At 67.9% G+C, this 21,059-nt stretch carries 15 protein-coding genes; 9 read left to right on the top strand and 6 right to left on the bottom strand.

Features of this window, described 5'->3' with window-relative positions:
- Window positions 1-2: 2 nt before the first annotated feature.
- The 3 genes from JGU66_00270 (at window position 3) to JGU66_00260 (ending at window position 3,748) form a co-directional block, all read left to right on the top strand.
- Complete coding sequence (locus JGU66_00270; GenBank protein ID MBJ6759173.1) at window positions 3-860, top strand: class I SAM-dependent methyltransferase; 858 nt, start codon at window positions 3-5, stop codon at window positions 858-860.
- Between the two features lie 117 nt (window positions 861-977).
- The gene (locus tag JGU66_00265) at window positions 978-3,353 is read left to right on the top strand and encodes an SH3 domain-containing protein (protein ID MBJ6759172.1); all 2,376 of its coding nucleotides are present in this window, start codon (window positions 978-980) and stop codon (window positions 3,351-3,353) included.
- 8 nt (window positions 3,354-3,361) lie between these two features.
- On the top strand, window positions 3,362-3,748 hold the full coding sequence (locus tag JGU66_00260; GenBank protein ID MBJ6759171.1) for a hypothetical protein: 387 nt from the start codon (window positions 3,362-3,364) through the stop codon (window positions 3,746-3,748).
- A gap of 9 nt (window positions 3,749-3,757) precedes the next feature.
- On the opposite strand, the gene JGU66_00255 is transcribed toward JGU66_00260, so the two are convergent.
- Window positions 3,758-4,555: an endonuclease/exonuclease/phosphatase family protein gene (locus tag JGU66_00255; GenBank protein ID MBJ6759170.1), complete on the bottom strand. Its 798-nt coding sequence runs from the start codon at window positions 4,553-4,555 to the stop codon at window positions 3,758-3,760.
- A 48-nt stretch (window positions 4,556-4,603) separates the two neighbouring features.
- Window positions 4,604-6,961, bottom strand: a complete 2,358-nt coding sequence (locus tag JGU66_00250) for a hypothetical protein (GenBank protein ID MBJ6759169.1) — start codon at window positions 6,959-6,961, stop codon at window positions 4,604-4,606.
- Window positions 6,962-7,252: 291 nt separating this feature from the next.
- Here JGU66_00250 and JGU66_00245 point away from each other — a divergent pair, with 291 nt between their 5' ends.
- Complete coding sequence (locus tag JGU66_00245; GenBank protein ID MBJ6759168.1) at window positions 7,253-8,056, top strand: hypothetical protein; 804 nt, start codon at window positions 7,253-7,255, stop codon at window positions 8,054-8,056.
- Between the two features lie 71 nt (window positions 8,057-8,127).
- Here JGU66_00245 and gcvA read toward each other — a convergent pair whose 3' ends face one another.
- On the bottom strand, window positions 8,128-9,078 hold the full coding sequence (gene gcvA, locus JGU66_00240; GenBank protein MBJ6759167.1) for a transcriptional regulator GcvA: 951 nt from the start codon (window positions 9,076-9,078) through the stop codon (window positions 8,128-8,130).
- Between the two features lie 144 nt (window positions 9,079-9,222).
- On the opposite strand from gcvA, the gene JGU66_00235 reads away from it, so the two are divergent.
- The 5 genes from JGU66_00235 (at window position 9,223) to JGU66_00215 (ending at window position 15,002) form a co-directional block, all read left to right on the top strand.
- A complete protein-coding gene (locus JGU66_00235) occupies window positions 9,223-9,933 on the top strand; it encodes an NAD(P)H-dependent oxidoreductase (protein MBJ6759166.1) in 711 nt (236 codons plus the stop codon).
- A 569-nt stretch (window positions 9,934-10,502) separates the two neighbouring features.
- Window positions 10,503-12,353, top strand: coding sequence for a hypothetical protein (locus JGU66_00230; GenBank protein MBJ6759165.1), 1,851 nt, complete (start codon window positions 10,503-10,505; stop codon window positions 12,351-12,353).
- A gap of 338 nt (window positions 12,354-12,691) precedes the next feature.
- Window positions 12,692-13,330 carry a hypothetical protein gene (locus JGU66_00225; protein MBJ6759164.1) on the top strand — a complete coding sequence of 213 codons (639 nt, stop codon included), beginning with the start codon at window positions 12,692-12,694 and terminating at the stop codon, window positions 13,328-13,330.
- A 104-nt stretch (window positions 13,331-13,434) separates the two neighbouring features.
- Entirely contained in the window at window positions 13,435-14,031 is a 597-nt protein-coding gene (locus tag JGU66_00220) for a carboxymuconolactone decarboxylase family protein (GenBank protein MBJ6759163.1), read from the top strand.
- Window positions 14,028-15,002 carry an RNA polymerase sigma-70 factor gene (locus tag JGU66_00215; GenBank protein ID MBJ6759162.1) on the top strand — a complete coding sequence of 325 codons (975 nt, stop codon included), beginning with the start codon at window positions 14,028-14,030 and terminating at the stop codon, window positions 15,000-15,002. The genes JGU66_00220 and JGU66_00215 overlap by 4 nt, the downstream gene beginning before the upstream one ends.
- A gap of 44 nt (window positions 15,003-15,046) precedes the next feature.
- Here JGU66_00215 and JGU66_00210 read toward each other — a convergent pair whose 3' ends face one another.
- From JGU66_00210 to JGU66_00200, 3 genes are read right to left on the bottom strand one after another with little or no spacing between them, the layout of a single operon-like run.
- Window positions 15,047-18,196 carry a multidrug efflux RND transporter permease subunit gene (locus JGU66_00210; protein ID MBJ6759161.1) on the bottom strand — a complete coding sequence of 1,050 codons (3,150 nt, stop codon included), beginning with the start codon at window positions 18,194-18,196 and terminating at the stop codon, window positions 15,047-15,049.
- A gap of 21 nt (window positions 18,197-18,217) precedes the next feature.
- Window positions 18,218-19,354, bottom strand: a complete 1,137-nt coding sequence (locus JGU66_00205; protein MBJ6759160.1) for an efflux RND transporter periplasmic adaptor subunit — start codon at window positions 19,352-19,354, stop codon at window positions 18,218-18,220.
- Between the two features lie 26 nt (window positions 19,355-19,380).
- Entirely contained in the window at window positions 19,381-20,763 is a 1,383-nt protein-coding gene (locus JGU66_00200; GenBank protein ID MBJ6759159.1) for a TolC family protein, read from the bottom strand.
- Window positions 20,764-21,059 lie beyond the last annotated feature (296 nt).

Raw genomic sequence — 21,059 nt, 5'->3', positions numbered from 1 at the left:
CCATGGCTCGCAATCCCAAGGTGGAAGCCGAGAACACCGCGGTCCGCGTGGCCCTGTGGCGGGCCTTGCACGTCCAGGCCGATCCCCCGCCTCACGTGTTCCACGACGAGCTGGGCCTCGCGCTCGCCGCGCCGGAGCAGGGCTGGCAGGCGCGCCCGGACATGAGTCCCTTCACGCGCCCCTTCCGTGCCTCCATCGTGGCGCGGGCGCGCTTCATCGAGGACCTCGTCGAGGAGCATGCCGGGCAGGGCGTCGAGCAGTACGTCATCCTGGGCGCGGGGCTCGACACCTTCGCTCAGCGAAAGCCCGAGCTGGCTTCTCGGCTGAGAGTCTTTGAGATCGATCAACCCGGCCCGCAGGAATGGAAGCGCCAGCGCCTTCACGCGCTCGGCTTGGGGGTGCCAGCATTCTTGCGCCTCGTGCCGGTCGACTTCGAGGCGGGGGATGACTGGTGGGCGCGGCTCGTGGAGGCGGGGTTCGATGCCTCGAAGCCGGCGGTCGTGGCGTCCGCGGGCGTCAGCATGTACCTCACCCGCGAGACGATCGCGGCCACGCTCCGTCAGGTCGCGACGCTCGCCCCGGGCTCGACGTTCGCCATGACCTTCATGATGCCCATCGAACAGTTGGATCCGGAGGTGCGCCCCGCGGTCCAGCGCGCGGCGGACGGCGCACGTGCCAGTGGCACGCCGTTCATCAGCTTCTTCACGCCGGACGAGATGCTCGCGTTCGCCCGTGAGTCTGGCTTCCGGCGCCCGCGGCACGTGTCGATGGCGACGCTCGCGGAGCGCTACTTCTCCGGGCGGAGCGATGGCCTTCGCCCGCCGAACAACTCCGAGGAGTTCCTGGTCGCGACGACGTAGTGGCGGGGCCATCCATACCCAGGTGGTAATGCCAGACGGGTAGGGAGGGCCCGCGAGTCCTTGGTTCCCCTGGCATGGAGTGGCTAGCATCCGGCTTCCGTCACGGGGAGGGCCGCCTTGTCACAGCAGTGGATGCTTTCCGGTGGCGGAACCTCCTACGTGGTTGTCTGGTGGAACGACGCGGAGGCGAAGGACAAGAGCCGACAGGTTTCGCCCGCGCGCATGCGGATGTCCCTGGATGGATGGCTGCGCACGCAGCGGCAGACCCTTTGGGACATGTACAACGCCGTCACCCCAGCGGCGAGCCGAGGGGCTGGGCAGGCGCAGCTCGATGAGCAGATCAAGCAGCACCTGTCCGATGCCTTCATGACGGGCCGGCTCGTGGGGCTGACACCCTCCACGCTGCTGATGTTCACCGACGCCCCGCCCGACTCGCTCATGTCGTGGGTGGGCGGGACCCCTGCGCCCGCGCACGGTGTAGCCGTCGTCGTATGGGACAAGCAGCCTCCGCTCGCGCTGCGCTCCAGAGCGGAAGCGGGTAACAACGTCCTGTCCACGCTGGAGTTCAACACGCCCGTGCAGGTCGTCGCGCAGATGCCCGGGAACTGGCTGTCGGTGAGCACGCGGGATGGGCGCGTGGGCTTCGTCGCCGCGGACTCTGTCTGGGGAGCACCGCGCCACCCGTTGCCCGAGCCAAACGCCCGACTCCATCGGGTTGCCTCGGGCGTGAAGGGCACGGCCATCGCCATCGCCGAGACGTACTATGGCGACGTGGCGCGCACCTGGGGCTCGGACCTCCGCTTCTTCGTGGCGGTGCTCGCGCAGGTGAATCGACAGACCATCCCGGCCACCACGAATGGGTGGAGGTCTGTTGCGTTCAAGGCCGACACGTTCATCTGGATTCCCAGCACGGACTTCGCGAAGGGACTGCGGGGGACGGTCAACTCCGGCTCGTACTCGTTCAATGCCTTGGATGCGTTGGGCATCGCATCCGGCTTGCAGTGGATGGATCAACTCCTGCGCGACATCGAGCAGGCCATCCGGCTGTCCCTTCAGTACATCCCCAAGGCGGTGGCGGCCCACGTCGAGGACGCGGCGATCTCCATTCTCGTCGCGCTCCTCGAGATGGCGGCGGGCGCCATCCTCCTCCTCGCCATCTGCACGGCGGTGGGGGCCGCGCTGGGCGCGCTCGTGGGTGGAGCGGGAGCCGCGCCCGGAGCCGCCGTGGGCTTCGAGGTGGGCGTCGCGCTGCTGGAATGGATGGGGTTGGCGTTCCTCGCCAAGTGGATCCTGGATTCGCTCCAGAAGGTCGGCGCGGCGTTCGCGAAGTTCTTCAGCTCGGTGTGGCAGGCGCGAGGGGATGCGCAGCAGCTCGACCAGGCGGCGCGCGACCTGGCCGAGGCGATTGGCGTGCTCGCGGGCGTCCTGGTCGAGGCGCTGGTGATGTGGGTCATGGCGAAAGGGGCCGGCGTCGCGCTCCGGATGTTGAAGGGCACCGCCGTGGAGCGGGCCTTCGGCTCAACGCGACTGGCCTCGTGGCTCAAGGAGCGCATGGCGAGGCGCGCCGCGGGCAAGTCGCCCTTGCCCCGTTCGCGCCGGGACGCCGAACTCCTGGACGAGCGAATGAAGGGCCCCCCGCCGACCCTGCTGCAACTCGCCGAGAAGGCCATGCCCGAGTACGCGAAGCAGCTCGAGCCCGCGCGCGCGAAGGTGACCCAAATCTTCCAGGGGCTCGGAGAGATCCGCGCGAGGGCGAAGGACCCTGTCTCCGCGGTGAATCGCTTGCAACGCGCGATCACCCGATTCGGCGCGAAGGTCACCACGGTCAAGGAGGTCATCACCCACCTCTGGGATGCCATTGGGACGCGACTCATCCTGTCTGACACCTCGCCTGCGATGATGAATCGCGTGGTGACCCGGCTCGCCGAGGCCATTCAGCGAGGGGAGTTGGAGGTCGAGGTGATCAACAACCTCCATGGGCCGGGCGGCCAGCCCTACTTCACGGCGCAGCATCTGGAGACACTTCAGTTGGCAGCGGCCCAGGCCGGAAAGCCATTGCGGATCAACGGCTCACAGGTGATGGAGACCGGCTACACGGTGGTGTGTGCCTATCTGAAGCACGCCAACGGGGTTCACGGAGAGCTCCAAATCATTGGGTCGCGTGTCCTGGAGTTCGCGGATGCCGAGCACATTCCCTACGACGTGGAGCTGGGCAAGCCGCTCGTGCGCAACGTGCCCGAGGCCGCGGAAGCGGAGCTCAAGGCCCTGGTCAAGCCCGTGGAGACCGCCATGGCCTCGCTGACCCCAGAGCAGAAGACGCAGTACTTTGACTACTTCAACAAGTGCTACATCCACATGCGCATGCTGGAGCAGAACCGGCCGTCCACGCCGCCCCCGCTACCCGAGGGATTCAACAAGGTCCTGGGCTTCGAGCAGCTCCAAGCGCTCAAGCGCGCCATCTCGGCGATCGAGGCGCGGTACAAGTCCCGCTGAGGAGCCCCATGCCGATCGTCCAGGATGAGAGGAAGCTGCAACAAGCGATTGGCGCCGCGCTTCTGACCTTGTCGGAGCGCGCGCGGGCGTCGTTGCCCGACACAGGCGGGTTTGCCCCGATCCTCGCTCGCTTCTCGTGTGACTCACTCCTCCAGAACATGGGCGAGGCCGAGCTGAAGATTGCCCCCGTGGGCGGGGATGCGAACGCGAAGGAGCGCTTCCTCGAAGCGAAGGTCGCCACGCGCAGCGCGGGCAGTCACTCCGCGGAGTGGGTGTTCTACGGGAGCTCGGCCGCGCTCAAGGCGCTGCTCCAGAACCTGCCGCACCTCCAGGCCAAGGTGCGCGCGACCCTCGTGGCGGGCGCGGAGTCGCTGCTGCGCAACGAGCTTCCGTGAGGCGCGCCGTCACGGCTCGGTGAAGGTCGCCGTCAGGGCATGATGGTCGGAGGCCGCTCCGACCTCTACCACGTCCGAGCCCACGAGCCGTCGCGCGAGGGCCGGCGAGGCGAACACGTAGTCTGTGCGGAAGTCGAGGACCTCTCCCTCACGCTCGCGCCGCGCGGTCACCCAGCGGCGCGAGGCGGGCTTGCGGCGCAGCGTGTCCACCCAGCCAAAGTCCTCCAACTCGTCGATGACATCGAAGCGGGGAGGGTGGCCATACTTGTCCACCCGCGCGCGCCGCACGCGGTCCGCGAGGTCCACCGGATAAGGGTCCGCGCGTGACAATGCATTGAGGTCCCCCGCCAGCAGGGCGTCACGTTCGGCGAAGTCCCCGGCGTTGAGCAGCGAGCGCAGGTAGCGTGCTTCCACGAGGCGCAGGTCCTCGTTGTGCGAGTCGAAGTGGGCCGCGAAGAGCGTCAACGTTCCCATCTCTGTCTCCAGCGCGCACTCGAAGAGGCAGTGGCCGATGACACGGGCATCGGCGTGCGGGCGGGCCGAGTGCAACGGAGGGCGGCTCGCGACAGCAACGTGGTAGCGGCGGCCACTGGGGCGGGGCCGGGCGAGGCCCAGCCGCACGTGCGACTCGGTGGCCGGGAGGTTCAGCGCGGCAGCCACCTGGCCGAGCCGCACGCCATCCTCCCAACCCAGACACTCTTGCAGCACGAGCACGTCTGGGTTCTCACGGGCGATGAGGGCCAGGAGCCGCGGCATCCGCTCCTCGCCCCCCATCAGGATGTTGAGCGTCATCACCTTCAGCGACATGCCGGGCAGACCCTCTTCCTGGACACCCTCGCGAGTCCTCCGCCGCGCTCAGTGAGGCGTCTGCAAGGGCTTGCGCTCCTTCACGCAGACCTGGATCAGGTCCAGCACGCTCATGCGGGTGCCATCCACCTCGAACTTCTGGTCCTTGAAGTCGGGGTAGCGGTTCTCGAGGATGCGTCCCTCCGCGATGCACTCGTTGAGCTTGGTGAGCGCCTCGTCCTTGCGGCCCGAGGAGAGGAGCGGCTTCGCCGAGTCGTAGGCCTTCTTCGGACCTTCCTGGAACCGGAGCTGCGCGTCGGCGCGCTTCTGGGGCTCCTGGAGCGCGTCGGCCTTCTGCGCGCATTGCGCCATCACCTCCTGCGGCCGGGCCGGGACACCCGCGACGAGCACGTCGATGGTGGCGAGGCTGACGTTCTCCTTCACCATCCTCGCGCCGTCCTCCTGGCAGGCCTTGAGCTTCTCCAGCGCGCCCGCGTACAGCTCCTTGCGCTTGCGCAGGTCCGCGGAGGCGGCGGCGGTCTCCGCGGTCTGGGTGGCCGAGGCCAGGGCCTCGGCGGTCATCCGGCGCAGCGCCCGCGCCTGCCGAGCGAACTCGAGCGACTCCATCAGCTTCTGCACCTCGGTGCGTGCCCGCTCCGCGTAGGACGCATAGCCCGCATCCTGTCGCGTCAGCTCCGCGCGCGAGTCGAACAGCTTCACGACCTCCTCCATGTTCTTCGTCGCGGTCTCGACGTCACCGTCGGTGGAGGAGACCAGCTTCGCGGCGTCGATGCTCTGCCGTGTCGTGGTGATTCGCTCGGTGAGCTGAACGCGGGCATCCGCGGCGGCCATGACAATCTTCCGCCGGTTGATGCGGTCGCTCAGCTCCGCCATGCGCTCCTTCGTCTCCTTGGCGTAGATGGCATAGTCGCGGTCCTTCTTGACGAAGGCGACGCCGGCCTCCAGCACCACGCCAATCTGCTGGACCGCCTTCTCGGCGTCCTGGATCTGCGCCTCCGAGGGCTTCGGCTGCTGGACCTGGGCGACCATGGCCGTCGCGTTCTTCCGCGCCTCGTCGACCTTCACGCGCTGCTGCAGCAGGTCGACCTCGTATCGGCGTCGCTCCAGGGTCGCCCGGCCGTCCTTCAGGAGCTGACGCGCCTCGGCGGCGGACGGGCTGATGGCGGGGTTCCTCGGCTGAACCGTCTCCAGCGTCTTCTCCAGGACGACGAGCGCCGTCTTGGTCTCTTCGAACTGCTCGGCGGTCGCGGAGCGCTTCTCGATGTTCCGCAGCGCCTGCGTGACCTCGGCGCGAGCCGCATCGAGGCTGCGGACCTGGAGGGCCACCTCCACCTCCGCCAGCGTGTTCTTGACCTCGGCGATGTACTGGCCGATGGGCTGGCTCCGCGAGGCCTGGGGCTCGTACTTCTCCACCAGCTTGCGGACGACGAACGCCGCGGTCTTGGCCTCGGCGAACTGCTCGGGCGTGGGGCGCTTGGCGCGGAGCGCCTTGGCGGTCGTGACGAGCTCCTCGTGGGCGGGACCCATCTCCGCCTTGACCCGCGAGACGCCTGCTTGCACCACGAGGTCATCCATCTTGCGCCGGGCCTGCACGAGTTCGCCGCGAGCCTTCTCCGCCTCGCCGCGATACGTCCTGTCGCGCTCCTCGAGCGGCTTGCCCTCGTCGAGTTGCTTCTGCAGCGCCAGCACCGCCTTGTCCGCGACGCTGAACTTGTCATCGGACCAGGCCGGGGCCAGCTCGGTGAGGGCGGTGGACAGGGCCTTGCGGCGCTCGTCCAGGAGTCCGCGCTGCTGCTGGGCCGACTGCTGCAGCCACTTGTCATCGAGCGTCTTCGTGTGCCGGGCGATGGTCGCGTCGACCTCGCTGAGATAGGTGGCGAACTTGGGATCCTGGCTCGTCAGGGAGCGGTTCTCGTCCGCCAGCTTCTTGAGCGAGGCCACCGAGGCGCGGGTCTCGTCCATCGACTTGGCGTCGAGGTCCTTGTCGGCGAGCTTCGCCATGCGCTCATTCAGAGGCGCGAGCGCGGCATCGATGCGCCGGCGGGACTCGAAGATGTGAATCTTGGCGCGGCGCTCTTCGACGTACTCGCGCTGCGTGCGCAGTTGCTTGCGCGCGACCAGGACGGCCTTCGCGTAGTCGAGGTCCTGCGTCTCGAAGTCCACGCCCGCGTTGAGCGCGTCCTTGAGGGCCTCCACCGCCGCGACGGCGGCATCGAGGTCCGCGTTGCTGGGCGGATCCTTCTCGATGCGCTGAACGGCGGTGGCGAGGGTGGAGCGAGCGCTCTCCAATCGCTTCGATGCGTCCTGGACGGACTTCGCGGCGCCTGCCTCGGGAGGCGCGGCCATGGCGGCGGCGGAAGCGAAGGTCAGGAACCCAATCAACACCAACACGGGGGGGCGTACCATTCGCGGCAACTTACTACGGCGACGGTGGCGTGACGGGAGTTCCGTGTTCGTCTCGCACTTTGCGTGGTCCTCATTCATCCAGTTCCGGATGGGGCACAGCCCCGGAGCAGGCGTCCTTGCGTCGGAGTGGCCACGTGTCGTGACGCCGCGGGAGCGCCGGTGAATCAACCGAGCGTTCTCGCGGCTCCGGAGAATTCCGTTCGTGGCCGCAGTGGAGGTGTGGGCCGAGATGAAGCCTCGCTGCGCCGTTCCGTGGGCTGTTTCTCCAGCGGCGTGCGGATCCGCTGTGCTATGCGGCTCCGCGAAGGAAATCCAGACACGGAGTCAGCCATGCGAAGCCTTATCTTCTGGACCCTGCTGTTGTGCTCCACGACCGCGCTGGCGACCGAGACTCGGCTGGTCGTGAGGGCGCGTGCCCGAGATGGCAAGTTCGTCGGGACAACGATGGGCGGCGTGCGCGTGGTGCTGAAAGACGCGCAGTCTGGCCAGGTGCTGGCCAGCGGCGTCACCGCCGGCTCGACGGGCAACACGCAGACGCTGATGAAGCAGCCGCAAGTGCGAGGGGCGCCGCTCGCGGACGAGGCCTCCGCGAAGTTCACGGCCACCGTGGACATCACCGAGCCGCTGCTGGTGACGGTGGAGGCGTCAGGGCCGCTCGCGCAGCGTCAGGCCCTGGTTACCAGCACGACCCAGCTGTGGCTGCTGCCCGGAAAGCACATCGAGGGCGATGGCATCATCCTGGAGCTGCCGGGCTTCGTGGTGGACGTGCAGACGCCGTCCGCGCACGAGTTCATGAAGCTTGGGGCAGACAAGAAGCTCACGGTCCCGGTTCGAACCAACGTGACGCTCATGTGCGGTTGTCCGACGGAGCCCAAGGGACTCTGGGACTCCAGCCGGTATGAGCTGCAGGCGACGGTGAAGTACAACGGGAAGCCGCTCACCCAGTTCCCGATGAAGTTCGCTGGGAAGACCAGCACCTACGAGGGCGCGCTGACGGTGCAGCAGCCAGGAGCCTACGAAGTCACGGTGACCGCCTACGACCCCGCCACGGGCAACGTCGGAGTGGACGCCACGACCTTCATCGTCGAGTCGTAGCCCGAGCGCCTCCGAATCGAGCACGGCGCAGTCCGGCTGACCCGAATGGCGACAGAGGACCTCCTTCGGGTTCAGCTTCGACGAGATGTGTCTGTCTTCTGTTTGCTCGTGGTGCGCTGAACTCCGGACTCCCGCGCCTCAAGCGTCTTCGCTTCGGTGAGCAACCACTGTCGCACGGCGCTCAGCCGCTCGGCATGCCGTGGCGTGTCCACGTAGACGAGGTGGTAGGCGAATCCTCCTAGGTCGGGCCCGAATGGCTGCACGAGCGCCCCGCTTGCCAATTCCTCTGCTACGAGCACGAGGCTGACCATCGCGATGCCTTGCCCGGCGATCGCTGCCTGGATGGCATGTGATTCGTCGGTGAAGCGCAGCTCACCGCTCGGGGCTCGGTAGCGCCGTCCGATGCTCCCGAACCACCGGCTCCAGGTCGGCGTTGCCTCCTCGACGCGGCGCCACTCGAAGTGGATGAGCGGATGCCGGCTGAGATCCTCCTGGCTGCGCACGCCCAATCGCGGACTGCACACGGGCGCGAAGCGGTCCTGGCACAGCAGCTCCGAGCGCAGGCCCGCATGGGCTCCTCGGCCGTAGCGGATGGCCAGGTCCACGTCGCCCGCCCGTAAGTCCACGGCCTCATCGGAGGCGTGAAGTCGCAGGTCCAAGCCGGGGCACGCGGCCCGGAACGCGGGCACACGCGGCACCAGCCATTTCGACGTGAAGGCGACCGTGGAAGAGAGCGTGAGGACCTCCTGGCGGGGCGCCGCCCTGATCGCGTCGATGCCACGGACCAGGGTGTCGAAGCCCTCTCTCAGCGAAGGGAACAGCTCTCTTCCTTCCCGAGTCAGGGCCACCCGACGAACTTGCCGCTCGAAGAGCTGAAGCCCCAGCCACTCCTCCAGCTGACGGACCTGGTGGCTGATGGCCGTAGGTGTCACCGAAAGCTCCTCGGCGGCCTTCTTGAAGCTGAGGTGCCGCGCGGCCGCCTCGAAGGCCCGAAGCGCTGACAGAGGTGGGAGGTCCCTCATGAATCACCCATGGATGAATCAGGCTCAGCCATCGCCTGAGGAATACGCGTTTGTCAGCAAATTGGCCAGCTCCTATCTCCAGCGGTGTCCGGTCCGCTCGATGGATGAGCGTGCCTCAACCGAAACCGCCGTTGGAGACATCCCATGGTCAAGATTCTTCATCTCGATTCGAGCGCTCGCGCAGGTGGGTCCGAGCAAACGCCCCATGGCTCGCATACGCGCCGCCTGTCCTCGCGCTTCGTCGCCGGTTGGCGAGCAGCCCGTCCGGGCGACACCGTCGTCTACCGGGACGTCGGGCAGGCTCCACCCGGGCCTGTGACGGGGCGATGGATTCATTCGGCCTTCACCGCTCCCTCGAAGCGGGAACCGTGGATGACCGATGTGCTCGCCGAGAGCGACGCGCTGGTGGATGAGCTGCTCGGCGCGGACCTCATCGTCGCGGGCGTGCCCATGTACAACTTCAACGTGCCCGCGCAGTTCAAGGCATACATCGACAACATCATCCGCGTGGGTCGCACCTTCGGGTTCGACCGCTCACGGTCCGGCGATCCCTACTGGCCCCTGCTGACCGAAGCGCGCAAGAAGCTCGTCATCCTGAGTTCGCGCGGAGACTTCGGCTATGGGCGCGGCGAGCGACTCGAAGCCATGAATCATGTCGAGCCGAGCATTCGCACCGCGTTCGGCTACATGGGCATCACGGACGTGGACTCCGTGGCGATTGAGTACGACGAGTTTGGCGGTGAGCGCCTCAAGCACTCCATCGCCCATGCGGAGGGGCAGGTGGATGTCCTCGTGGCCCGACTGCTGCGCGAGTGGGCGCCACGTCAGCAACTCCCGACGCCGGAGGCCGCTTGATGCAGTCTCCGGCCACGCCAGAGGCAGGCCGTGGAGGAGAGTCGCTTTACCGAAGGACTCAGGGGCGCGAGTCCGCGCGCCCACGGGTCCCCGTCCGAAACCTTCAACCCCATCGCAAGGACGGGGCTCGTTCCGTGGCGCCTCGCATGGCGATCCATCTCAACAGCCTCTAGGATGGCGCGAGGCATTTGAGCAGTCGTGGACGGTTCCTCGTTCTATGGCTGATGTCGGGACGCTATCCGCAGCTTCGCAGCCGACAGGGTGCGTCTCGAAGCATCCAGTGAGTAGGAGACGCCGTGTCCGGGGTAGCGCCGAACGAAGACGTCGTGAAGCTGAACGCAGACCGGCTGATGCGTGCGTCGGACGTCCTCCCTCCGATGAATTCCACAGGTCAAATCATCGAGCTGCGGACCTCCGCCGGTGGGTTGTGGATGACCGGGGCAGAGGCGGGCGCCGCAAGGGCACACCTCTCCAGGGTACGAGTTCTCGCGGCCGCGCTTGCGTTCCTATGCGCCGCCTGTTCGGGCGAGCCGCCGGAACGCCCCCCAGCCGCCGTTCCAGGCCTTGCCATGGTCCAGCAGCCCGCGGTCCCGGCGCTTCCTGTGCCCGTGTCCGCGGCGCCGGCGCCCTTCGCGCCAGCGCCCACCACGCAGGTGTCTCCTTCGTCAGCTCCCGATCCTGCGCTGCTGCTCTCTGACCCCGCGGAGCTGATCCTCCTGGAGCGGCAGGGGCTGTCTTTGGGGCAGCAGTTGGGCGCACCGGATGAGGATGCCCAGAGCCTCCTCAAGTCGCCACGATATGCGTCCTTCGTCTCGGTCATCGAACGCGACGTGACCGAGTTGTCCAGTCGGGACGGCATCGCGCTCAGCCAGTTCCCGCTCGATCCCAAGCGCGTGAACTACGTCTTCGATCCGAAGTGGCTGCGCTCGCCCGGCGCGCGCTTCCAACTGGTGGGAGTGGTCGACCGGCTCGACATGCGCTTCGCGACGCCCAAGGAGTGTGGCCAGCTCCGGCTCATCTATCGCCTCTCCTTGCAGCCGAAAGGCAGACCTGTTGTCCGTCTGCCCATGACCGTCAACGTCATCCGGCCGTTGCCCATGGGGCCAGGCGGGAGTTGCAAGGCGATCGCCCAGCAGTGGCGCGGGCTGCCGGCGAATGCCCCCGAGCGCGTCGCCGCGGTAGGGCGGATGGTGACGCAACTGCCGCCCATGAGCCGCCTCGAGACGAACTTCCAGAACCTGCACGGGCCGGGAACTCCTGATGCGGACGATCATGCGGAGTACGTCCTCAGGTCCTTCGACGTGCGGTCGGATCGCCTCGTGCCGCGGCCGCTCCTCAACACGCCTCGGGCAGACCTCAGCCCGGTGGAGCAGAAGGCGCTGGCGGACTGGATCGCGAAGAACTTCATGGCCATCGATGCTGGTCGCTCCGTCATCCCGGACAGGTTCTTGGCCATGAGGGCCATCTCAGTGAGCCCCCGCGGGCTCGCCAGGCCCGCCAATCGCGTCTTCAGCTCCCTCTTCAAGACACAGCTCGACTCGGGCGCGTTCGCGGATCTCCCCTATGCCAAGGCGAAGTTGGTTCGCTCCCCGCGAGGACTCCTGCGGCGGTTGGACGGCTTCACGTGTACGGGCTGCCATCAGAGCCGGTCCGTGGCGGGCTTCCACCTCCCCGGCGAGGAGCGCGATCCGAGCCAGACGTTCAACGCCCTCGCGGTGGGCGTCTCGCCGCACCTGCATGAGGAACTCGGCTGGCGCTCACGGATGCTCGCCAGCGTGGCGGATGGGGCGGCCTTCACGGAGCCTCGACCGTTCCCTGAACGCGCTGCCTCGGCGGGCATCTACGGCTCGCATTGCGGGCTTGGGGACCCAAGCTTCGCGGACTGGACGTGCATGGCCGGGCTCGAATGTCGCGACAGCCACCACGACGAGGTTGGGTTCTGTGCGCCCACGATCCGGACTGCCGGTGACGCCTGTGAGAACGCGCGGGTGATTGCGCGCCCAGGCGCGAGCGGAGATCAGATCGTCGCGGATTCGCCCGAGGTGTGCCAAGGGCAGCCCCCGGACGCCATTCCGTGCATCGCCAATCACTACGGGTTCCCGCGCGGATTCTGCAGCGTGGCGTGTGCCCGGCCCGGCGCGCGCTGGGGTACATCGGTGTGCACAGCAATGCTCGTCTCCAGCTACGAGCAGGTCTGCTTCCCGCTGGATGAGCCGATTGAAGAATGCGTCCGGAAGCGGGGGCTCGTGGCCGCCATGGCTTCGCGCGCCTGTTCGGTCGACGAGCCCTGTCGAGACGACTATGGCTGCAGCCGGTACCCAGGAAGCGCTCCTGGGACAGGGGCATGCGTCCCGCCATACTTCCTATTCGACTTCAGGGTCGACGGGCCGAGGCCCGACCGCTACCTGGCTGCGCAGTAATTAGGACGCTTGCCATGGCATGACCTCCCGCCAAGCCTGCGTGGGTGGGGATGTGGTGGCGTGAGAAGCACGCTCCACGGCAAGCAGGTGGACTTGCCCCGTCAGCGAGGAACACGGTCAGTTGAGTGAATCCATTCGGCGATACCCGAGGGGACCTGCATCCTCAGGCCCTTGTGAGGATGGGCGTGTTGTAGGCAGCGAGCCCAGTGGCCACATGCAGGTCAGTGGGCGATGCCGCGCCGTCCGGGCGCCAGGGGACGGCATCCCGCCTGCAATGCTCGACAGTGGCGCGGTCCCGTGTGTCACGGTGGCAGCGATCCAGCGAGTGGGGCTCCTTCATGCGAACGCATTGGTTCTTCGGGGCGTGGTTTTGCGCCCTCACCGTCTTCTCCTCGTGCCGAACCTCGCCGCCCCTGCCCGAGGCGACTGCGGCTGCCGAGCCACTCCCTGAACTCTTCGGTCCCGTGACGTGGGACTCCACGGAAGCGGAGCTGCATTCCCGCTTCCCTGAAGCCTCCATCTCCCACCGTGACGCTGATCTCCAAGGAGCCCACACCGTCGGCGTTCTCCTCTTGGAGGGCGCTCGGCTGGCCCCCTTCGGCTCCGCCCGGGTGCGCGTGATGCGGCGGAGTGGGGTACCCACGGGCGTGCTCGTCATCGAGCACATCGACAACCCGGCGGAGACGTGTCCCACGGACTCGGACGCCTTCGCGGCCTGCGCGAAGCGTCTGGAGCACGAGCGGCAAGCCCTCTTCGACTCCCTCGCGGACCCGCTGCGGCGCCGCTATGGCCCAGGGCGGTTCGATCCTCACTTTGGTTCCGATGAGGTGGAGGGGCAGGACCCTCGGCAGTTCTCCCTGTCCTGGGCGCGGCCGGGGTACACGCTGGAGCTGGGCACCGGACAGGAGCCCTCGGGTCACGCCGAGTGGACCGTTCGGCTCGTGGCCATCCGCGACCCGGAGTACCCGTTCCTGTGAGCCCGCCGGGCCGGGAAATTCGCTTCAAAATGGGGTGTCACAACTCGGAAGCCCTCGGTGTCTTCAGGTCGAAGCAATCCAACGCTGACCCCAGGAGACGTGACATGTCCTCGACCAGGATTCCCCCGAAGCAGATCACCGGCCTCTACGGCGCGGTCGTGAAGATGTTCGCCCAGCGGACGTTGGGCCAGGTCCCCAAGGCCTTCGGGGTGCTGTGGCACAACCTGCCGGTGCTCAAGGCCCAGATGGGGCTCTCGCAGAAGCTCCATCAGTGGAACGCATGCGACGAGAGCCTGAAGTCTTATGCGCACATCGCGGTGGCCTCGTTGGTGGGCTGCTCGTTCTGCCTGGACCTCAACTACTTCATGGCCCGGAACAAGGGGCTGGACATGGACAAGGCGCAGCAAGTCCCGCAGTGGCGCGAGTCCAACGTGTTCACGCTCCTGGAGCAGGAGGTCTTGGAGTATGCCGAGGCGATGAGCCAGACCCCTCCGCGAGTGACCGACGAGATGGTCTCGAGCCTTCGCGTGCAGCTCGGTGAGGCGGCGCTCATCGAACTCACCACGGTGATCGGCTTCGCCCACATGACGACCCGCACCAACACGGCGCTGGGCATCGAATCCGAGGGCTTCGCTGCCTCGTGCGGGCTGAAGCCGGTGGTCCTGCCGAGCCCACGGCTGGGAGTCGCGTCCGCGTCATGACGGCTTCGATCCACCCACCGTCATCCGGAGTCGCGGCTCCTGACGATGCGCCGATTTCAACCTCCGCGCCCGATGGCACCCCTGCACCGTCGAGCGCGGAGGGCCTCTTCGCCACCCATCGCAGCCTGCTCTTCACGGTCGCGTACGAGATGCTCGGCTCCGCGGCGGATGCCGAGGACGTCGTGCAGGAGGCCTGGCTGCGATGGGCCGACATCGGCGAGGCAGGCCGAGCGGAGGTGCGCGAGCCGCGCATCTACCTGGTCCGAATCGTCACCCGGCAGGCCCTCAACCGACTGCGCACGTTGGCCCGCCGCAAGGAGGACTACGTCGGTGAATGGCTCCCCGAGCCGCTCTTGACCAGCCCCGATGTCTCCGAGGACATCGAGCTCGCGGAGAGCGTCTCGATCGCGATGCTCACCGTGCTGGAGACGCTCACTCCGGCCGAGCGGGTGGTGTTCGTGCTCAGGGAGGTCTTCGACATGCCATACGAAGAGATCGCCCCGATGCTCGACAAGACCGCCGCCGCCGTCCGGCAGATCGCCCACCGCGCGCGCGAGCATGTGGCCGCGCGGCGGCCGCGAATGCAGGTGGACCGAGCGGAGCAACAGGCCGTCCTGGAGCGGTTCCAGACCGCCGTCCATTCGGGTGACCTGCAGAGCCTGCTCGACGTGCTCGCCCCTGACGTGGTCCTGGTCGCGGATGGCGGTGGCGTGGTGGCGGCGGCCCTGCTCCCCGTGGTCGGTGGGGCTCGCGTGGCCGGAGCGCTGACTCGCTTCTCCAAGATTGTTCCTGACGCTCAGGTGTCGACCGTATGGATCAACGGTGCGCCCGCGCTTCGGGTCGACATCGCGGGTGCGTTCGACACCGCCATCAGCGTCGTGGTCGAAGGCGGTCGGATCTCCCGCATCTATGCCATGCGCAATCCGCACAAGATGGGCCGACTCACGCAGCAGGTGGCACTGAGTCGGTAGCAGCGCGCGGAAACGCCCGAGCCTCGGAGGGGCTCGGGCGTCGTTCAGGCTTCGCCCTCCACGGGTTGGCTCAAGGCCTGGTGTCCGCGAGCGAGGCGCTTCGTCAGGTCGCGCAGCGTCTGCAGGAGCACGTACAGACCCGGGATGAAGATGAAGTTCACCGCGGTGGACACGAGCATCCCGCCGAACACCGCGGTGCCCAGCGAGTTGCGCGACGCGGCGCCGGCCCCCTGCGCGGTCATCAGTGGCACCACGCCCAGGAGGAAGGCAATCGACGTCATGAGGATGGGGCGCAGCCGAACCTCCGCGGCCTCCACCACCGCGTCCACGGCATTCTTGCCGCGCGCACGCAGTTGCTCCGCGAACTCCACGATGAGGATGGCGTTCTTGCTCGCCAATCCCACCAACATGACGAGTCCCAGTTGGCAGAACACGTCATTGGCGAACCCGCGCAGCAACTGGAGCCCCAGCGCACCCAGGATGGCCAGGGGCACGGAGAGGATGATGACCAAGGGCAGGCTGAAGCTCTCGTACTGTGCCGCGAGCACCAGGAACACGAAGAGCAGGCCCAGTCCGAACATGACGCGCGTCTCCGCGCCGCTCTGCCGCTGCTCCTGGCTGATGCCCGCCCACTCGCCGACCATTCCCTGCGGAAGGCCGCGCGCCGCGAGCTCCTCCATCGCCTCCATGGCTTGTCCCGAGGACAGGCCCGGCGCGGGCTGGCCGCTCAGGTCCACCGCGCGGAAGAGGTTGTGGTGGCGAATGACCTGTGCGGAGACCGTGGGCACCACCTTCACCAGCGACTCGAGCGGAATCATGTCCCCGCTGTCGCTGCGCACATAGAAGGCGCTGATGTCCGTCGCGCTGTCGCGGAACTGCTGCTCGGCCTGGACATAGACGCGGTAGGCGCGGCTCGCGTAGTTGAAGTCATTGACGTACTGGCTGCCGAGGTAGACCTGCATCGTGCTGTAGATCTGCTCGATGGGGACACCCAGCGCCTTGGCCTTCTGCCGGTCCACCTCCACATCCAGCAGTGGCGTGTCCGCGTTGAAGCCCGTGAAGACGCCGCGAAGTCGCGGGTCCTCATTGCCCTTCGCCATCAGCTCCTGGACCGACGAGGCCAGCGCGTCCAGCGAGTAGGTGCCCGTGGTGTCCGTGACGATGAACTGGAAGCCGCCAACACCGCCGACGCCCCGGATGGCCGGAGGCTGCAAGGGGATGACGCGCGCGCCACCGATGCGGCCGAGCGGCGCCCGCAGTCGCTCGACCAGCGCGGCCACCGACTGGTCCGCTCTCGGGCGCTCCGCCCACGGCTTCAGGGGAACGAAGATGTTGGCCATGTTGGCGCCCGTACCAAAGGCGGAGAAGCCGCCGTTGGCGAAGGTGGCGCGCACCTCCGGCTGTGCTCTCAGCACTGCCTCCACCTGCTCCATCACCTTCTCTGTCTGGGACAGTGCCGTCCCCTCCGGCCCCAACACCGACACGAGCAGGTAGCCCTGGTCCTCATCGGGGATGAAGCCCTGGGGCGTCGCGCGGATGAGCGCGACCATGGCGCCGATGCACAGGAGGAACGCCACCAGGATGATGGCGGGGCGCTTCAGCAGCCAGCGCAGGCTCCGACCGTACGTGGCCCGTATCCCATCGAGCACGCGGTCCACCTGGCGGAAGAACCCCCACTTCTCGCCGGGCGCATGCGCGAGCATCCGCGCGCTCAGGGCGGGCGTCAGGGTGAAGGCACAGAAGGTGGAGATGGCCACGGACGCGGCGATGGTCAGCGCGAACTGGCGATAGATGGCGCCCGTGGTGCCCGGAAAGAGCGCCACCGGAACGAACACCGCGACCAGCACGATGGAGATGGCAAGGATTGCGCCGGCCACTTCGTGAATGCCCTCGCGAGCGGCCCGGTCGGCGGGCAGCTTCCGCTCCACCATGATGCGCTCGATGTTCTCGATGACCACGATGGCATCGTCCACCACGAGCCCCGTGGCCAGCGTCAGTCCGAAGAGCGTGAGCGTGTTGATGGAGAATCCCATCCACCGCACGAAGGCGAAGGTGCCCACCAAGGAGACGGGGAGGGTGAGCGCCGTGATGAGCACGCTGCGCCAGCCGTGCAGGAACAGGAAGATGACGAGGATGACGAGGAGGATGGCCTCGACCAGCGTCTGCAGCACCTCGTGGACGGTCGCGCGGACGGCCAGGGTGGTGTCCGTTCCCGTCTGGAACTGCAGGCCGGGTGGGAACTGCTTGGACAGCCGCTCCAGCTCCGCGAAGACGGCGTCACGCACGTCCAGGGCATTGGCCGTGGGCAACTGGAAGACGGCCATGCCCACCGCCTGCTTTCCGCTGAAGCGCAGCAGCGTGCTGTAGTTCTCCGCGCCCATCTCCACGCGCGCGATGTCCTTCACGCGCACGCTCTGCCCATCCGACTGGCGCATGACGACGATGTCCCCGAACTCGTCGGGCTCCACCAAGCGGCCCCGGGCACGCACCGCGAGCTGATAGGGCTGCGCCTCCGCGGAGGGCGGTTGCCCCACCTGTCCCGCCGCGACCTGGAGGTTCTGCTCCTGGAGGGCGCGCGTGACGTCTTGTGGGGTGAGCTTGCGCCGAGCCAGCTCCGTGGGGTCCAACCACAGTCGCATGGAGAACTTGCGCTCACCGAAGATGCGCACGTCTCCCACGCCGCGCACGCGCTTGATGGCGTCCTTCAGGTTCACGTCCGCGTAGTTGCTGAGAAACTTTGTGTCATAGCGGTCGTCCGCGCTGAAGATCGCCACGGACAAGAGAATCTGGTTGGACGCCTTGCTGACGACGACTCCGGTCTGGTTCACCTGAGAGGGCAGGCGCGAGGATGCTCGGCTGACGCGGTTCTGCACGTCGATGGTGGCCACTTCGATGTCGCGCGTGGGCTCGAAGGTGAGGGTGATCTGGCTGCTCCCGTCATTGCCGCTGGTGGAGGAGATGGTGCGCATGCCCTCCACGCCATTGAGTTCCTGCTCCAGGGGAATCGTGACGGCGCTCTCCACCACCTCCGCGCTGGCGCCCACATAGTTGGCGATGACCGTCACCTGAGGTGGGGCCAGGTCTGGGTATTGGGCGATGGGGAGGGTGGTGAGGGCGATGGCGCCTCCCAGCGTCAGCAAGATGGAGCAGACGCTGGCGAAGACGGGCCGGCGGATGAAGAAGTCGATGAACATGGCGCGCTTGCTCTCCTGGGCTCAGTGCCGGCTTCCGGCCAAGGCGCTGTCTTGCGTGGGGGCCGGCCTCCGCGCCTCGGCGCGAGGCGCGGATGGTGGGGTCTTCAGCGTCACGTCCATGCCATCGCGCAGGGCATACAGGGACGAGACGGCCACGAGGTCTCCCGCGTCGAGTCCCCCCTCTACGACGTACGTCTGGTCTCCCAGTGGTCCGAGGGTGATGGGGCGGCGCGCCACCACGGTCTTGTCCCCGGTCTCCCGGACCACCAGCACGAAGGGCTGGCCGCTCTGGCGCACCACCGCGAGGGCCGGGACCTGCAAGGCATTGCGGACGGAATAGACCATGCGAGCACGCACCAGCTCACCGGGGCGCAGCCCCAGGGTGTTGCTGAAGGCCGCCTTCACCTCCACCAGTTGCGTGCGAGGGTCGGCCTGGGGCGCGATGAAGAACACCGTGCTGGTGAGCAGCACCTTGCCCCGCGCATCGAGCACTTCCAGTGTCGTGTCTGGTTTCATCGCACGCGCGCGGTGCGATGGCACGGCGACGCTCACCTCCAGCAGGTCCGCCTGGGCCACGCTGGTCAGCGGTGTCGAGGCGCTGACGAAGTCACCCACGCGCACCAGCACGTCTCCCACGGTGCCGGCAAAAGGCGCGCGCACCCCACGGAGTTGGAGCTGAACCTGTCGCTGCGCCACCTGTGCGGCGGAGGCGCGTGAGGCGGCCTCGGCGGCCTCCACCTGGGCCTTGGCGCTCTCCAACTCCTGCTTGCTCGCGAGTCCCTCCGCGTGGAGCGCCTCGGTCCGAGTCAGCGTGCGACGGGTCAGCTCCAGGTTCACCTGCGAGGCGCTGTGCTGCGCTTGCGCGCTCTCGAGTGTGGCGACCTCTTCTCGTGCGTCGACCTCTACCAGCAGCGCGCCTTCGGTCACCCGTTCGCCGGGGCGCACGTGGATGCGGCGCACGTACCCCGCCACCTGGGGCAGCACCGTGACGCTCTGCCGCGATATCAATGCGCCCAGGTACTCTCCGGTGTCCCGCACCGGCTGCGGGACGATGGAGACCACCTCGACCTCACGTGGCGGCCCCTTCGCCGGGGGCGCGGGTGTCCCCGAGCAACCGGCCAGCGCGACACACACCACCCCAATCCATATCGACTTCATCCGCGCCTCACGGGAACGCATCCACATCACCAATCGCACCGGGCCTCCGTCAGGAATGCGGCCAGGCGTGCCTGGACGCGCTCGAAATCACGCAGCACCAGGCTCAGCTCCGCCTGGCGAAGGGCCGCTCCGCTCTGCACCAGCTCGAGGCTCCCGCCCCGGCCCATCTCAAAGGCACGGCGAGTCAGCGCGTCGGTCCGGCTCGCGAGGTCACGCGACTCCACTGCCGTCTGGGTGAGTGCCTCGGCGACCTCCACCGCGCGCCGGGCCTGGGCCACCTCCACCGCCGCGTCGCGACGCGCACGCTCCAGCACCGCCGCCGCCTGGGTCTCCACGCCCGCCCGCTCGCGCACCAGCCCGTCGCGTCCTCCGCCCTCCCAGAGGGGCACCGACAGCACGGCCGCGACGTTCCAGGTGGAGAACCGGCCGAAGCCTGGGTCGGTGGTGAGCCCGAAGAGGGTGCTGGAGATGCCCAGCGTGGGCAGATACCCCGCGGACGCCTGACGCCGGCTGTCGCTCGCGGACTCCACCTGCGCGCGCGCTGCCACCAGGTCGGCCCGCGCGTCCAGTTGCTCCAGTGGCGCACAGTCTTGCCGGGTCTGCTCCACCAAGCCCTGGAGGTTGAACGTCGGGGCGACGCCCACGGCGTGGTCGAGGCCCAGCGTGAGGCCCAGCGCTTCGCGGGCCCGACGCAGTTGCTCGTCACCGGCGATGAGCGTGCCGCGCGCGACCGCGACGTCTTGACTCACACGCACCACGTCCAACGCGTTGCCGGTGCCAAGCTCGAAGATGCGGCGCGTGAGGACCTCTCGCTCCAGGGCCTGCTGAAGACCCACGCGGTTGATCTCCGCGGCGCGCTCGGCGGCCACGGTGGCGACCAGGGCTTGAGCCAGCCCCAACGTGAGGCGACGTTGGATGTCGCGGAGACTTGCGGTCGCGCCCACTTCCGTGGCCCGTGCCGACGACAGCCCTCGCCACGCCCCCACGTCCACCACGGTCTGCGTCAACGTCGCGGTGACGGTGCCCAGCGGCGACGTGGGCGTGCGCGTGCTCGCGCCCGTGTTCGCACTGACGGGTGTGTCAGGGTTGAGCACGTCCATGGCCACGCTGGCTTGGACGCGCGCGTTGGGCAGCAGAACCGACAGGGCTTGTCGCCACCGGCCTCTGGCGCGCTCCACCTCGGCCTCCACCCTCCGGAGGTCCGTGGAGCGCTGACGCAAGAGCGTCACTGCCTCATCCCACGTCGTCACCGAATGGGACGCGGGGGGCACGGGCGTGAGCATCGCGTCCTCCACTGTGCGCTGGGCGAGGTCCGGTGGATGCTCGGCTGAAGCATTCGCGGAGGAGGCGGGCTCGGAGGGCATCGACGTGGCGACGAGCGCGAGGAGAAGGACGGTAGGAGTGGCCATGCGCCAGAAGTGGAGAGAGGGCAGGCGCCACGGAAGGGCCGAGTGGCTTGCGCGACATGGCGACCTCCGAGTGCGGCTGAGACAGGAGGCACAGTGCCCGCGCGCGCGTCGCGTGAGCGGAGTGTTCAGCCAGTGGGGCGGGGCGCGCGGTGAACCGGCCCCAGCGTGCGGCGAACGGGCCAGGGGGGCGCACCCGCCACGGCGTCCGCGACGCGTGGGCTGAACGGCGCATCCCGTCTCGTGGTGGATGGACCCTGAGTCCCCACCGAGAGCATCAGCTGAGGTCGGGTGACGTG

It is taken from the genome of Myxococcaceae bacterium JPH2 (assembly GCA_016458225.1).
Taxonomy (GTDB): domain Bacteria; phylum Myxococcota; class Myxococcia; order Myxococcales; family Myxococcaceae; genus Citreicoccus.
This window is presented reverse-complemented; position numbering and strand designations above follow the sequence as displayed.

Excerpts from the sequence above, each read along its gene's own strand:
- JGU66_00270 (MBJ6759173.1), top strand. The coding sequence starts at position 3 with ATGGCTCGCAATCCCAAGGTGGAAGCCGAGAACACCGCGGTCCGCGTG.
- gcvA (MBJ6759167.1), bottom strand. The coding sequence starts at position 9,078 with ATGAGGGACCTCCCACCTCTGTCAGCGCTTCGGGCCTTCGAGGCGGCC.
- JGU66_00225 (MBJ6759164.1), top strand. The coding sequence starts at position 12,692 with ATGCGAACGCATTGGTTCTTCGGGGCGTGGTTTTGCGCCCTCACCGTC.
- JGU66_00250 (MBJ6759169.1), bottom strand. The coding sequence starts at position 6,961 with ATGGTACGCCCCCCCGTGTTGGTGTTGATTGGGTTCCTGACCTTCGCT.
- JGU66_00200 (MBJ6759159.1), bottom strand. The coding sequence starts at position 20,763 with ATGGCCACTCCTACCGTCCTTCTCCTCGCGCTCGTCGCCACGTCGATG.
- JGU66_00255 (MBJ6759170.1), bottom strand. The coding sequence starts at position 4,555 with ATGTCGCTGAAGGTGATGACGCTCAACATCCTGATGGGGGGCGAGGAG.
- JGU66_00235 (MBJ6759166.1), top strand. The coding sequence starts at position 9,223 with ATGGTCAAGATTCTTCATCTCGATTCGAGCGCTCGCGCAGGTGGGTCC.
- JGU66_00215 (MBJ6759162.1), top strand. The coding sequence starts at position 14,028 with ATGACGGCTTCGATCCACCCACCGTCATCCGGAGTCGCGGCTCCTGAC.
- JGU66_00230 (MBJ6759165.1), top strand. The coding sequence starts at position 10,503 with ATGGTCCAGCAGCCCGCGGTCCCGGCGCTTCCTGTGCCCGTGTCCGCG.
- JGU66_00220 (MBJ6759163.1), top strand. The coding sequence starts at position 13,435 with ATGTCCTCGACCAGGATTCCCCCGAAGCAGATCACCGGCCTCTACGGC.
- JGU66_00210 (MBJ6759161.1), bottom strand. The coding sequence starts at position 18,196 with ATGTTCATCGACTTCTTCATCCGCCGGCCCGTCTTCGCCAGCGTCTGC.
- JGU66_00205 (MBJ6759160.1), bottom strand. The coding sequence starts at position 19,354 with ATGAAGTCGATATGGATTGGGGTGGTGTGTGTCGCGCTGGCCGGTTGC.
- JGU66_00245 (MBJ6759168.1), top strand. The coding sequence starts at position 7,253 with ATGCGGCTCCGCGAAGGAAATCCAGACACGGAGTCAGCCATGCGAAGC.
- JGU66_00260 (MBJ6759171.1), top strand. The coding sequence starts at position 3,362 with ATGCCGATCGTCCAGGATGAGAGGAAGCTGCAACAAGCGATTGGCGCC.